Origin of the sequence: Janthinobacterium sp. TND4EL3, assembly GCF_900156175.1 — a bacterium.
In the GTDB taxonomy this organism is placed as follows: domain Bacteria; phylum Pseudomonadota; class Gammaproteobacteria; order Burkholderiales; family Burkholderiaceae_D; genus Janthinobacterium.
On sequence record NZ_FTMV01000001.1, the window covers coordinates 499331 to 512215 of the forward strand.

Consider the following 12885-nt stretch of genomic DNA (forward strand, 5'->3'; position numbering starts at 1 on the left):
GTGTCAAATTGATTCCAGAAAACAACAGGCCGGGATATAAAGTGGGCATAAAACAACAATTGTTAATTTTTCTCTTTCTCACGCGGGATAAATGTGAGAGATTTGTAAAATACGTGAGAATGTGTGATCGTTTTACAAAAGCGGTCAATAGAACGTATCGATTTATAAAATGAAAACAATATCTGAGGAGTAGTCTTGAAAAGTACGGCAATTAACCACTCACCACGTCTGAAGAAAAGTACCCTTGCAATTGCATTGACACTGGCTTTCTCTCAATATGCCACGGCACAACAAGCTGCCGAACCCGTAGAAAAACTGCAACGCGTTGAAGTCACCGGCAGTAGCATCAAGCGTACCGAAGCTGAAACAGCCGGTTCGCTGCAGGTTCTGACCCGCGACGACATCGAGCGCACCGGCCAGACCACGGCGCTGGGCATCCTGAATTCCTCCGCTGCCATCAGCACCTCGATCGACTCGTCGAACAACAGCTCGGGCAGCTTTGCCACGGGTTCTTCGGGCGTGGGCATGCGTGGCCTGGGCAAGGTCGCGACCCTGGTGCTGGTCAACGGCCGCCGCATTGCACAATACGGCCTGGCCGACGGCGCGCAGCAAAACTTCACCAACCTGGACGCGATCCCGGCTGCCGCCATCGAGCGCATCGAGATCCTGAAAGACGGCGCCTCGGCAATCTATGGTTCCGACGCCATCGCTGGCGTGATCAACATCATCTTGCTGAAGAACTTCGAAGGCGCCAAGATCACCGGCAACTACAAGGAAACCGAAGGCTTCAAAGACCAGCGCAGCCGCAACGTTTCCGGTATCGTCGGTTATGGCGATATCGACAAGGACGGTTTCAACACCTACCTGACGTATGAAGCGTACAAGAACGACGGCTACACCGTCGACGACCTGCGCGGTCACTATCCGGATTGGCACCGCCAGACCCCGGGCCGTTCGACCTGGGATGCCCTGAGCGCATTCTCGCCAACCGGTAACTACTTCCTGAACAGCACGAACATCGTCGCCGCGCCCGGCTGCCCGGCTGACAAGATCGATGCCAAGGATAAGCTGTGCAAGATGGATATCCTGCCGTATAGTGGCCTGACCACCAATGCCAAGCGCTATGCGCTGGCCAGCAACACGCATTTCCGCATCGGCAAGGATATCGACGCCAACTTCGAGATCACCAATGCCGGTGCCAGCAACGACTACATCGTCACCCCGTTCAACGTCAGCAACGGTAGCGCCACCACCTCGTCGAGCACTTGGTACGATGCGATCAACGGCAAGATGGTCGGTCCATACTTCTATCCAAAATTGCCGGTTGGCCATGCAATGAATCCGTATGCGACGCCGGTGGAATACCGTGCCCGCATGATGGACACCGGTAATGGCTTCAACTTCAACCGCACCGAGTCCGATCAGACGCGTGTCATGCTGAGTCTGAATGGCGACATCGGCAATTTCGACTGGAAATCCGCAGTCGGCTACATGAACTCGAAGGCAACCAAGGCCACCCGTGCCGTGAGCGCGGCCGGCTACACCAATGCCATCGTCAACGGCACCTACAAGTTCGGCCAGCAAAACGATGCCGCGCTGCTGGAGTCGATGTTCCCGGTGCGTACCACCAAGGGTGAATCGAAAATCACTTTCGTCGACGCGACCGTGTCCGGTGAAGTGGCGCAACTGCCTGCCGGTCCTTTGAACGTGGCATTCGGTACCGACATCCGCCGCGAAAAGTATGAAATGGCCAGTTCGGACAACGTGCTGCGTGGTGACTTGGTCGGCATCGCCGGCCTGCAAGTCAAAGACACCATGGATCACTACGCCCTGTTCGCCGAAGCGACCATTCCGGTAGTCAAGCGTGTGGAACTGAGCGCAGCGGTACGTGCCGACAAGTCCACCAACAGCGACGTGCACTTCTCGCCAAAGCTGGGCTTGCGCGTCAACGCCACCGACACCCTGTTGTTGCGCGCTACGGCCGCTGGCGGCTTCCGCGCGCCTAACATCGTCGAAACCGGTAACGGCCTGGGCCGCAGTTCGTTTGCTACCGATGTCAGCGACCCGCGCCGCTGCGCAACTGCCAGTGCTCTGAACAATCTGGTGCAGAACAATCCGGCAGCCACCAGCGTTGACAAGGCTCAGGGCAACACCTTCCAGAACAGTGATTGCAAAGGCGGCGTGCCTAGCTTCGTGTCGGCGAACAAGGACCTGAAACCGGAAACCTCGCGTTCGATCACCGCTGGTTTCGTTTTCGAACCGGTCAAGAACTGGACCGTGGCACTGGACTACTACCATATCGAACGCAAGGACGAAATCGGTACCCGTTCGGTGGCCGACATCCTGCGCGGCGAAGCTGGCCTGCCAGCCGGACAGCTGGTGCGTGTCGATAACTCGGCTTCCGATGCGCAATTCCTGGCACTGGTGAAAAAATACGCACCGGGCAATACCACCAACTTCGGCGGCGTTGGCGCGATCGGCTTGCTGTACAACCCATACGTCAACAGTGGCAAGACCCGTGCTTCGGGCTTCGACTTCGACGCGGGTGGCCGTTTCAACACCGGTATCGGCCAGGTTCGTTTGAAACTGGAAGGTAGCTACCTGTGGAAATACCAGGAATTCAGCGTGACCGACAATGCCTATGACACCAACCTGGCCGGTAACTATGACCTGGGTTCGCGTCTGAAGACCAAGCTGCGCGCCAGCCTGAAGGCCGGCTCGTTCGACCACGGCATGACCCTGAACTACGCCAGCGGCTTTAGCAACGACAACCAGACTTCGCCAACCTACTGCGTTACCAACAAGGTTTCGGCTGAGAACATGGGTGTTTGCTCGCGCGTAGGCAGCAACACCACGGTCGACTACAACCTGTCGTACGGCGGCATCAAGAACACGCGTCTGAGCCTGTTCATTGACAATCTGTTCGACAAGGCTGCACCGGTGCAGTGGCGCAGAGGCTACGCTGAATCGTTCCAGATGCGCCGTATCGGCGTAACGGCCAGCTACACCTTCCTCTGATCGTCGTCAGCTGATACCCCACCGCCCGGTGCCGATGCCGGGCGTGTCAAAAACCAGGCCTCGTGCCTGGTTTTTTTTTGCCCTGCCATCGATGCATAGGGGGATATCGCTTTACAGTGCTGAGGCTGGACGATAAAGTTGTCGCATGCTTAATGCCCTCGATACCCACCTGTTAAATGCGACTCCAGGTCAGCGCTTGCGCGGCTGGCCGCGCTTCCTGACCGAATTCCTGTATTTCGGCATCAAGGAGGCGAGGTCCTGCCTGTTCGTGGGGCTGTTTTTTGCTGCCGTGTTCCTGGTGCCGCGCGCGGGCCTGTTCGGCCTGCCGCGCTATGACGTGCTGCTGCTGGCGGCGCTGGCGATCCAGGGGACGATGGTCTGGCGCGGACTGGAATCGTGGGATGAGTTGAAAGCCATCTGCTTGTTTCATGTGGTCGGTTTTGCACTGGAGGTGTTCAAGGTATCGGGGGCGATCCAGTCGTGGAGCTATCCCGACTTCGCCTACAGCAAGGTGTTCGGTGTCCCCCTGTTTTCGGGCTTCATGTACGCGGCCGTCGGCAGCTACATCATCCAGACCTGGCGCCTGCTCGATATGCGGATTCGCCACCATCCGCCATACTGGATGGCGGTGCTGATCGCGCTGCTAATTTACGCCAACTTCTTCACTCATCACTATATCGGCGATTTTCGCTGGTATCTGGCCGCCTGCGCGCTGGGTTTGTACGCGCGTACCACCGTGGTATTCCGTCCGCTCGACCGCGACCGGAGCATGCCATTGCTGCTCGGTTTCGTGCTGGTCGGCTTCTTTATCTGGCTGGCTGAAAATATCAGTACTTTCTGGGGCGTGTGGCGCTATCCGAACCAGCTTGGCGCCTGGTCGGTGGTGCATGTCAGCAAATGGAGCTCGTGGTCGCTGCTGGTGGTAATGACGTTCACTATCGTGGCCCGCCTCAAACACATCAAGGCCAGCATCCACGTCGCCCAGCCATAGCCGGCGCGGCACCGCCCTTGGATCGCCTTTGCCGGAGCCCCTTTGCGCGCGCGATTGACGCCGCTTGCCCGCTTCAGGGATACTCCGGGTCTCTCCATCAACGGGTGCCGCCGCCATGTCCAAGACTATCCTGATCGTGGAAGATGAACAGGCGATTGCCGACAGCATCGCCTATGCTCTGCGCACGGACGGCTTCACGCCGCGCCACCTGATGCTCGGTGAGCAGACGCTGGCCGCACTGCGCGCACCTCTCCGCGAGGCCGCCGAAATGCCCGCGCTCGTGGTGCTCGACGTGGGCTTGCCCGACATGAGCGGACTGGAAGTGTGCCGCCGCCTGCGCCAGTTTTCCGATGTGCCGGTGATCTTCCTGACTGCCCGCAGTGACGAGATTGACCGCATCGTCGGTCTGGAAATTGGTGCGGACGATTACGTCACCAAGCCGTTTTCGCCGCGCGAACTGGTCGCGCGCATCCGTGTCATCCTGCGCCGTGCCGGCAGTATGTCGATTTCGCGCGAGGCTGTCATGGCCATAGCTCCGCCTGCCGCCGCGACTGCGCCGGTGCGCTTCGAACTGCGTGCGCTGGAAGCGAAAGTACTGTTTCAAGGCCATGCGCTGGACTTGACCCGCTATGAGTACCTGTTGCTGAAGACCTTGATCGAGCATCCGGGTCATGTGCTGTCGCGCGCGCAGCTGATGCAGCGCGTGTGGAGCGGGGCGCCCGATACGCTCGAGCGCACGGTCGATGCGCACGTCAAATCGTTGCGTGCCAAGTTGCGCGCCATCGATGCGCGGCTCGACCCCATCCAGACCCACCGTGGCCTCGGCTACAGCCTGGCCCGCGCATGAAAATCGGCCTGCGCATCCTGCTTGGCTACTTCCTGATCGTCGGCCTGGCCGCTTGGTTTCTGCTGAATGTTTTCATGGAGCAGGTCAAGCCGGGCGTGCGCTCGACCCTGGAAGATACGCTGGTCGATACTTCGCAGCTGCTGGCCAGCCTGGTGGCGCCTGACGTGAAGGCGGGCACGCTGGCACAGTCGCCCGTGGCCGAGCGCATGCAGGATTACGCGCGCCATGGCGTGGACGTCAACATCAATGGCGTGCGCAAACGCACTCTCGACTACCGCATCTATATCACGGACCGGCGCGGTGTGGTGCTGTTCGATTCCAGCGGCCGCGACGTGGGCCGTGATTATTCGCGCTGGAACGATGTCTACCTCACCTTGCAGGGAAAGTATGGTGCGCGCAGCACGCGCAGCCGCCCTGCAGACGAGATGTCGACGGTGATGCACGTGGCCGCGCCTATTCGCGACGGCAATGAGGTCATTGGCGTGCTGACGGTGGCCAAGCCGAACGCCAGTGTGCAGGCCTTTGTCGAGCGCAGCCAGCGCAAGATCCTGCAGCGTGGCGCCGTGTTGTTGCTGTTGTCCCTGCTGATCGGTCTGGCCTTCGCCTGGTGGCTGCACCATGCGCTGGGCAAGCTGATGCACTATATCGGCGACGTGGAGGCGGGGCACAAGGCGGTGCTGCCAGCCTTGGGCCGGAACGAATTTGGCACCTTGGGGCGTGCGCTGGAAGCGATGCGCACGCGCCTGGAAGGCAAGGAGTACGTGGAGCAGCTGATGCATACGCTGGCGCATGAATTGAAAAGCCCGATCGCCGCCATCCAGGCCTCGGCCGAGCTGCTGCAGGAAGACATGGCGCCGGCCGAGCGACGGCAATTCCTCGCCAGCATTCTCGAGCAGAACGCGCGCCAGCGGCAGCTGATCGACAAACTGCTGGCCCTCGTGCGCGTGGAAAAGCAGCAGCGCCTGGACGCGCCCGAGCGCATCGCGCTGGCGCCCCTGCTGGCGCAAGCAGCGCAGGATGCGGCCGCTGCTTTGGCCGCGCGCGGCCTGCATCTGCAGATGCGGGTGGAGGAGGTGTACGTGGCCGGCGACGCCTTGCTGCTGCGCCAGGCGCTGGGCAACCTGCTCGATAACGCTGCCGGCTTCGCGCCAACGGGCAGCTGCATTGACCTGCAGGCGCTACGGCATGGTGCGCAGGTGGAGATCCGCGTGCGCGACCGTGGCGAAGGCATTCCCGCGTATGCGCAGGAGCGCGTCTTCGAACGTTTCTATTCGTTGCCCCGTCCCGCGGCTGGCAAGAGCACAGGCCTGGGCCTGCCCTTCGTGCGCGAGGTGGCCTCCCTGCATGGCGGCACGGTCGAGGTCGTCAACCACCCGGATGGCGGCGCCTGTGCCCGCCTGCGCCTGCCGCTGGCCTGACACAATTATTTGCTGACTTCACACGGAGCGCATCGTCAGCGCACATGGTTTTTTTACACTGGCCGCCTTACTTCAAGGATGCGCCATGCAAAAAACTTTATTCGTCAAGGCGTTGATCGTCTTCGGCCTGATGTTGCTGATCGGCCTGCCGTTGCTGATGATCCAGGAAACGATCAAGGAGCGGATGGAATTCCGTCAGGAAGCCGTCAACAGCATTGCCGCCGATTCCGTGCGCGAACAAACCATCATCGGCCCCATCCTGGTGATTCCCTACACCGAGCAGTACGACGAGCGCGTGGAAATCGCCAAGAACGACGACAAGACGCAGGAGGTGAAATTACCAGTACGCACGGAGTTGCTGCGCCGCACGGTGCAGCGCCGCCTGCTCGTGTATCCAAACGAACTGCAGATCAATGGCAGCATCGAGACAGACCGCCGCTACCGCGGCATCCACCAGGTGCTGGTGTACAGTGGCCAGCACGCGTTCAAGGGGGACTTCACGGTGCCGGCCAGCAGCCAACTGCCGCGCAAGTCGCCGGATTCGCGCGTCACTCTGGGCGAGCCTTTTGTCGCGCTGTCGATCGAGGACGTGCGCGGTATCCGCAATATCCCGAAAATCGACTGGGGCGGGCAGAAGATTGAATTCGACCAGGGAACGGACCTGTTCGCCTTCCGCAGCGGCCTGCATGCGCCTCTGGGCGCGATGCCGCTGGCGGCGCAGCAGCAGGTGCGCTTCAGTTTTGATCTGGGCCTTGATGGCATCGAACGCCAGCATTTCGTGCCAGTGGCAAAAAACAGCCAGGTCAGCATCAAGTCGAACTGGCCCCATCCACAATTTGGCGGGCGCTTCCTGCCGTCACCGAAACACCGCCAAATCAACGCAGAGGGCTTTCAGGTCGAGTGGAGTATCTCGTCGCTGGCCACCAATGCGCAAACGCAGTTGAGCACGATCGAGGGTGAGTTCAAGGTGCCCGACAGCGCGCCGCTGGGCCAGGTGGACCGTTTCAGCGTGGGTTTCATCGAGCCGGTGAATGTGTATTCGCAATCGGATCGGGCCACCAAATATGGCTTGTTGTTCGTGGCGTTGACCTTTGCCGCTTTCTTCATCTTTGAAATTTTGAAGAACCTGCCGATCCACCCGGTGCAGTATTTGCTGGTAGGGCTGTCGCTGGTGATCTTCTTTCTGCTGCTGGTGGGATTGGCCGAGCATATCGCTTTTCTGTTCGCCTACCTGGCCGCCAGCGTTGCCTGTATTGTGCTGACCAGCTTTTACCTGGCGCACGTACTGCGCAACGTGTGGCGTGGCATTGGCTTCGGCGTGGCGCTGACCATGCTGTATGGCGCCCTGTATGGACTGCTAAGCTCGGAAAGCAATGCGTTGGTGATGGGCAGCATCCTGTTGTTCCTCGTGCTGGCGGCCATCATGGTTGCCACGCGCAAAGTTGACTGGTATCAAGTGGGCAAGGGCGTAGTGGTGCCCGCTGCAGAGCCGCATGAATAGGCGATTCATGCTAAATTAGTCGACCTTTGCAGCACCGCCAGCAACTGTCGCTGTGGTGCTGCGCAACACTTTGACATACCTCGTGTTAACTTGTTGCGTCAAGGGTTTTTGTGCTATATACTAGCCGGCTTCGGTATGGATTCGTCTTTTTGAGTCCTACGTTACTTTGTAGTTAAACAAGCCCCGCCCAATCGCAGGTGGGAATGGAGAAAAAATGAGCCTAGGCCTTCTCGGTCGCAAGGTTGGTATGATGCGCATTTTCACGGACGAAGGGGATTCGATTCCTGTCACCGTGCTGGACGTATCGAACAACCGTGTTGCGCAAATCAAAACCCCTGAAACAGATGGCTATTCCGCTGTTCAGGTCGCATTCGGTCAACGTCGCGCTTCCCGCGTGACCAAAGCTGTTGCTGGTCATCATGCTAAAGCTGGTGTTGAAGCCGGTACTCTGTTGAAAGAGTTCCGCGTTGACGCTGCTAAAGCCGCCGAACTGAAAGCTGGCGATGTTGTCGCTGCTTCCCTGTTCGAAGTCGGTCAAAAGATCGACGTGCAAGGCGTTACCATCGGTAAAGGCTATGCAGGCGTTATCAAACGTTACCACTTCGCTTCCGGCCGTCAAACGCACGGTAACTCGCGTTCGCATAACGTTCCAGGTTCCATCGGTATGGCACAAGATCCAGGTCGCGTTTTCCCTGGTAAGCGCATGACCGGTCATCTGGGTGACGTTAACCGTACGATCCAGAACCTCGTGATCGCCCGTATCGATGCCGACCGTCAGCTGTTGCTGGTCAAAGGCGCGATTCCAGGTGCGAAAAATGGCCAGGTAGTTGTCTCGCCAGCCATCAAAACCAAAGCCAAGAAGGGAGCTTAAACGATGGAACTCAAGCTTCTGAATGCGCAAGGTCAAGCCGCCTCGAACGTTGCTGCAGCCGATACGATTTTCGGCCGTGACTACAACGAAGCGCTGATCCACCAAGTCGTCATCGCTTATCAAGCGAATGCACGTAGTGGTAACCGCAAGCAAAAAGACCGTGAAGAAGTTCACCACACGACGAAAAAGCCATGGCGCCAAAAAGGTACCGGCCGCGCTCGTGCTGGTATGTCGTCGTCGCCACTGTGGCGCGGCGGTGGTCGGATTTTCCCGAACTCGCCTGACGAAAACTTCACCCACAAAGTGAACAAAAAAATGTATCGCGCAGGTATCTGCTCGATCCTGTCGCAGCTGGCTCGCGAAGAGCGCCTGATCGTCATCGACGATCTGACGATCGACGCGCCAAAAACCAAGCTGCTGTCGCAAAAATTGAACGGCCTGGGCTTTGATTCGGTTCTGATCATCACCGACGTTCTGAACGAAAACCTGGAACTGGCATCGCGCAACCTGCCTAACGTACTCGTCGTTGAGCCACGTCACGCAGACCCGATGTCCCTGGTGTTCTACAAGAAGATCCTGGTCACCAAAGCTGCATTGGCCAAGATTGAGGAGATGCTGGCATGAGCGCGATTTTGAAACATAGCGAAGAACGCTTGATGAAGGTGCTGTTGGCGCCCGTGATTTCCGAAAAGGCCACCATGGTCGCGGAAAAGAACGAGCAAATTGTATTCCGCGTACTGCCGGATGCAACCAAGCCTGAAATCAAGGCAGCGGTCGAACTGCTGTTCAAGGTTGAAGTTCTGTCCGTGCAAACTGCAAACCGCGAAGGTAAGCAAAAGCGCACCGGCAAGTTCAACGGTCGTCGTAACCATACCAAGCGTGCTTTCGTGTGCCTGAAGCCTGGCCAGGAAATCAACTTCTCCGAGGAGGCTGCATAATGGCACTCGTTAAGATGAAACCAACCTCGCCAGGCCGTCGCGGCATGGTAAAGGTGGTGAATGCCGACCTGTACAAAGGTCGTCCATTCGCTGCCCTGGTTGAAAAGAAATCCAAGACCGCTGGTCGTAACAACAACGGTCATATCACCACCCGTCATATCGGTGGTGGTCATAAGCAACACTATCGCCTGATCGACTTCAAGCGCACCAAAGATGGTATTCCAGCGAAAGTGGAACGTATCGAATACGATCCAAACCGCACCGCGAATATCGCTCTGCTGTGCTACGCCGACGGCGAGCGTCACTACATCATCGCAACCAAGGGCATGGCCGTTGGCGACAGCGTGATGAACGGTTCGGAAGCACCGATCAAATCGGGTAACTGCTTGCCAATCCGTAACATCCCAGTCGGTACCGTGATGCATTGCGTCGAAATGCTGCCAGGTAAAGGTGCTCAAATGGCACGTACCGCCGGCGCTGGCGTTGTGCTGATGGCACGTGAAGGTACCTACGCTCAAGTGCGTCTGCGCTCGGGTGAAGTACGTCGCGTGCACATCGAGTGCCGTGCAACGGTTGGTGAAGTCGGCAATGCCGAGCACAGCCTGCGTAAAATCGGTAAAGCTGGTGCGATGCGCTGGCGCGGTGTTCGTCCTACCGTTCGCGGTGTGGTCATGAACCCGGTCGATCACCCGCACGGTGGTGGTGAAGGTAAAACAGCAGCTGGTCGTCATCCAGTTTCGCCTTGGGGCCAACAGACTAAAGGTAAGAAGACACGCAGCAACAAGCGTACTACTTCCATGATCGTCTCGCGCCGCGGCAAGAAATAAGGGGTAGCACATGACACGTTCATTGAAAAAAGGGCCGTTCTGTGACGCCCACCTGGTGAAAAAAGTTGAAGCTGCGCAAGCTGCCAAAGACAAAAAGCCAATCAAAACCTGGTCGCGTCGTTCGACAATCATGCCTGACTTCATCGGCCTGACGATCGCGGTACATAACGGCAAGCTGCACGTGCCGGTTTATGTTTCCGAAAACATGGTTGGTCACAAGCTCGGCGAATTCGCACTGACCCGTACGTTCAAGGGCCATGCAGCTGACAAAAAGGCTAAGAAATAATGGAAACTAAAGCTATCCTCAAAGGTGTGCGCCTGTCGGACCAAAAGGGCCGCCTGGTTGCTGACCTGATCCGTGGCAAGAAAGTTGACGCTGCACTCAACATCTTGCAATTCAGCCCGAAAAAAGGTGCTGCGATCATCAAGCGCGTTCTGGAATCCGCTATTGCGAATGCCGAGCACAATGATGGCGCCGACATCGACGAATTGTTCGTGAAAACGATCTACGTCGAAAAAGGTCCGGTCTTGAAGCGCTTCACCGCGCGTGCAAAAGGCCGTGGCGACCGTATTTCGAAACAATCCTGTCACGTTTACGTGACTGTCGGTAACTAAGGAGCCACGATGGGTCAGAAAATTCATCCAACCGGTTTCCGTCTGGCGGTCACCCGTAACTGGGCTTCGCGCTGGTATGCAGGCAACGGTAATTTCGCTGCCATGCTGAACGAAGACTTGAAAGCACGTGCTTACCTGAAAAAGAAACTGAAGAACGCTTCCGTTGGCCGCATCGTTATCGAGCGCCCAGCCAAGAACGCGCGCTTCACGATCTACAGCTCGCGCCCAGGCGTGGTCATTGGTAAAAAAGGCGAAGACATCGAAGTACTGAAGTCCGCTTTGACCAAGATCATGGGCGTACCTGTTCACGTGAACATCGAAGAAATTCGCAAGCCAGAAATCGACTCGCAACTGATCGCCGATTCGATCGCTCAGCAGCTGGAAAAACGGATCATGTTCCGCCGCGCCATGAAGCGTGCAATGCAAAATGCAATGCGCCTGGGTGCTCTCGGTATCAAGATCATGTCGTCCGGCCGTCTGAACGGTATCGAAATCGCGCGTAAAGAGTGGTACCGCGAAGGCCGCGTGCCTCTGCATACCCTGCGCGCCGATATCGACTACGGTACCAGCGAAGCGTCGACCACCTACGGCATCATCGGTGTCAAGGTGTGGGTATACAAAGGTGACCGCGCGCCTAACGGCGATGCACCAGTCATCGATACCCCAGCTGACGAGAAGAAAAGCCGCGGCCCACGCCGTGACGATGGCAAGCCAGCTGGCCGTCCACGTCCAGCCGGTGCCGGTGCGAAACCATCCACAGCACCAGGTGCACGTGTGCGTACCGCCGCTAAACCGGCCGCCGCAGCAGCACCAGCTGAGAAAGCAGGAGAATAATCATGCTGCAACCAGCACGCAGAAAGTATCGTAAAGAGCAGAAAGGCCGTAACACCGGTATTTCGCACAGCCGCGGCACCGCCGTGTCGTTTGGCGAATTCGGTCTGAAGGCAGTTGCGCGCGGTCGTATCACTGCGCGTCAAATTGAAGCGGCGCGTCGTGCAATGACGCGTCACATCAAGCGCGGTGGCCGTATCTGGATCCGTATTTTCCCGGACAAACCGATTTCGAACAAACCGGCTGAAGTCCGTATGGGTAACGGTAAAGGTAATCCAGAGTACTACGTCGCTGAAATTCAGCCAGGCAAAGTACTGTACGAAATGGATGGCGTTGATGAAGCGCTGGCACGGGAAGCTTTCCGTCTTGCCGCCGCTAAACTGCCACTGGCTACGACGTTTGTCGTACGTCAAGTCGGCCAATAATTGGAGTTGTATATGAAAGCATCTGAACTCCGCGGCAAGGACCAGCCGGCTCTGCAAAAAGAGCTGAATGACCTGTTGAAGGCACAGTTCGGCCTGCGTATGCAAATCGCTACGCAACAGCTGAGCAACACTTCGCAGCTCAAGAAGGTACGCCGCGATATCGCGCGTGTGAAGACGGTAATGAATCTGAAGGAAGCCAAATGAACGAACCAGTGAAACAGTCGCTCAAGCGCACGCTGATCGGTAAAGTGGTTTCGGACAAGATGGACAAGACCGTTACCGTTCTGATCGAGCGCCACGTAAAACATCCTTTGTATGGCAAGATCATCATGCGTTCGAACAAGTATCACGCGCATGACGAGACCAACCAAGTCAAGGCCGGTGACACGGTCGAGATCCAGGAAGGTCGCCCGATCTCCAAAACGAAGGCATGGACGGTGACACGTGTGGTTCAAGCCGCACCAACCGTTTAAATAAAAACCACCGTTTCGGCGGTGGCTTTTAATTAGTACTTGCAGGCCCGCAAATTGTATGTAATACTTGCGGGCTTCGTTCATGTAACGCCGCAAAGTGTCTGGCCACAGACAGTAGCATTCGCGGTCA

15 protein-coding genes are annotated in these 12885 nt (G+C 57.6%); all 15 read left to right on the forward strand.

What is annotated here, in order from left to right; translation table 11 throughout:
- Positions 1–255: 255 nt before the first annotated feature.
- Positions 256–3018: a TonB-dependent receptor plug domain-containing protein gene (locus tag BXA07_RS02215; protein ID WP_244556148.1), complete on the forward strand. Its 2763-nt coding sequence runs from the start codon at positions 256–258 to the stop codon at positions 3016–3018.
- 145 nt (positions 3019–3163) lie between these two features.
- Positions 3164–4009 carry a DUF817 domain-containing protein gene (locus BXA07_RS02220; protein WP_076565192.1) on the forward strand — a complete coding sequence of 282 codons (846 nt, stop codon included), beginning with the start codon at positions 3164–3166 and terminating at the stop codon, positions 4007–4009.
- A 115-nt stretch (positions 4010–4124) separates the two neighbouring features.
- The gene (gene creB, locus BXA07_RS02225; protein WP_076565194.1) at positions 4125–4856 is read left to right on the forward strand and encodes a two-component system response regulator CreB; all 732 of its coding nucleotides are present in this window, start codon (positions 4125–4127) and stop codon (positions 4854–4856) included.
- The gene (gene creC / locus BXA07_RS02230) at positions 4853–6274 is read left to right on the forward strand and encodes a two-component system sensor histidine kinase CreC (protein ID WP_076565196.1); all 1422 of its coding nucleotides are present in this window, start codon (positions 4853–4855) and stop codon (positions 6272–6274) included. Before creB ends, creC begins: the two co-directional genes overlap by 4 nt.
- Positions 6275–6359: 85 nt before the next feature.
- On the forward strand, positions 6360–7775 hold the full coding sequence (creD, locus tag BXA07_RS02235; protein ID WP_076565198.1) for a cell envelope integrity protein CreD: 1416 nt from the start codon (positions 6360–6362) through the stop codon (positions 7773–7775).
- Between the two features lie 214 nt (positions 7776–7989).
- Positions 7990–8646, forward strand: coding sequence for a 50S ribosomal protein L3 (gene rplC, locus BXA07_RS02240; protein ID WP_076565200.1), 657 nt, complete (start codon positions 7990–7992; stop codon positions 8644–8646).
- 3 nt (positions 8647–8649) lie between these two features.
- Entirely contained in the window at positions 8650–9270 is a 621-nt protein-coding gene (gene rplD, locus BXA07_RS02245) for a 50S ribosomal protein L4 (RefSeq protein ID WP_034753197.1), read from the forward strand.
- Positions 9267–9584, forward strand: coding sequence for a 50S ribosomal protein L23 (rplW, locus tag BXA07_RS02250; protein ID WP_010394398.1), 318 nt, complete (start codon positions 9267–9269; stop codon positions 9582–9584). Before rplD ends, rplW begins: the two co-directional genes overlap by 4 nt.
- The gene (rplB, locus tag BXA07_RS02255) at positions 9584–10411 is read left to right on the forward strand and encodes a 50S ribosomal protein L2 (RefSeq protein WP_034753198.1); all 828 of its coding nucleotides are present in this window, start codon (positions 9584–9586) and stop codon (positions 10409–10411) included. The genes rplW and rplB overlap by 1 nt, the downstream gene beginning before the upstream one ends.
- 10 nt (positions 10412–10421) lie before the next feature.
- Positions 10422–10697, forward strand: coding sequence for a 30S ribosomal protein S19 (gene rpsS, locus BXA07_RS02260; protein WP_008444295.1), 276 nt, complete (start codon positions 10422–10424; stop codon positions 10695–10697).
- Complete coding sequence (rplV, locus tag BXA07_RS02265; protein WP_170840583.1) at positions 10694–11026, forward strand: 50S ribosomal protein L22; 333 nt, start codon at positions 10694–10696, stop codon at positions 11024–11026. Before rpsS ends, rplV begins: the two co-directional genes overlap by 4 nt.
- A 9-nt stretch (positions 11027–11035) precedes the next feature.
- Positions 11036–11860 (forward strand): 30S ribosomal protein S3, encoded by an 825-nt coding sequence (gene rpsC, locus BXA07_RS02270; RefSeq protein WP_034753199.1) that lies wholly within the window; start codon positions 11036–11038, stop codon positions 11858–11860.
- Between the two features lie 2 nt (positions 11861–11862).
- Positions 11863–12282: a 50S ribosomal protein L16 gene (gene rplP, locus BXA07_RS02275; protein WP_038497037.1), complete on the forward strand. Its 420-nt coding sequence runs from the start codon at positions 11863–11865 to the stop codon at positions 12280–12282.
- Between the two features lie 12 nt (positions 12283–12294).
- Positions 12295–12486 (forward strand): 50S ribosomal protein L29, encoded by a 192-nt coding sequence (gene rpmC, locus BXA07_RS02280; protein ID WP_010394412.1) that lies wholly within the window; start codon positions 12295–12297, stop codon positions 12484–12486.
- Positions 12483–12755, forward strand: a complete 273-nt coding sequence (rpsQ, locus tag BXA07_RS02285) for a 30S ribosomal protein S17 (RefSeq protein WP_010394415.1) — start codon at positions 12483–12485, stop codon at positions 12753–12755. Before rpmC ends, rpsQ begins: the two co-directional genes overlap by 4 nt.
- Positions 12756–12885 lie beyond the last annotated feature (130 nt).

Bases quoted from the DNA above. Each gene is read 5' to 3' on its own strand.
- BXA07_RS02220 (WP_076565192.1), top strand. From the start codon at position 3,164: ATGCTTAATGCCCTCGATACCCACCTGTTAAATGCGACTCCAGGTCAG.
- creB (WP_076565194.1), top strand. From the start codon at position 4,125: ATGTCCAAGACTATCCTGATCGTGGAAGATGAACAGGCGATTGCCGAC.
- creC (WP_076565196.1), top strand. From the start codon at position 4,853: ATGAAAATCGGCCTGCGCATCCTGCTTGGCTACTTCCTGATCGTCGGC.
- creD (WP_076565198.1), top strand. From the start codon at position 6,360: ATGCAAAAAACTTTATTCGTCAAGGCGTTGATCGTCTTCGGCCTGATG.
- rplC (WP_076565200.1), top strand. From the start codon at position 7,990: ATGAGCCTAGGCCTTCTCGGTCGCAAGGTTGGTATGATGCGCATTTTC.
- rplD (WP_034753197.1), top strand. From the start codon at position 8,650: ATGGAACTCAAGCTTCTGAATGCGCAAGGTCAAGCCGCCTCGAACGTT.
- rplW (WP_010394398.1), top strand. From the start codon at position 9,267: ATGAGCGCGATTTTGAAACATAGCGAAGAACGCTTGATGAAGGTGCTG.
- rplB (WP_034753198.1), top strand. From the start codon at position 9,584: ATGGCACTCGTTAAGATGAAACCAACCTCGCCAGGCCGTCGCGGCATG.
- rpsS (WP_008444295.1), top strand. From the start codon at position 10,422: ATGACACGTTCATTGAAAAAAGGGCCGTTCTGTGACGCCCACCTGGTG.
- rpsC (WP_034753199.1), top strand. From the start codon at position 11,036: ATGGGTCAGAAAATTCATCCAACCGGTTTCCGTCTGGCGGTCACCCGT.
- rplP (WP_038497037.1), top strand. From the start codon at position 11,863: ATGCTGCAACCAGCACGCAGAAAGTATCGTAAAGAGCAGAAAGGCCGT.
- rpmC (WP_010394412.1), top strand. From the start codon at position 12,295: ATGAAAGCATCTGAACTCCGCGGCAAGGACCAGCCGGCTCTGCAAAAA.
- rpsQ (WP_010394415.1), top strand. From the start codon at position 12,483: ATGAACGAACCAGTGAAACAGTCGCTCAAGCGCACGCTGATCGGTAAA.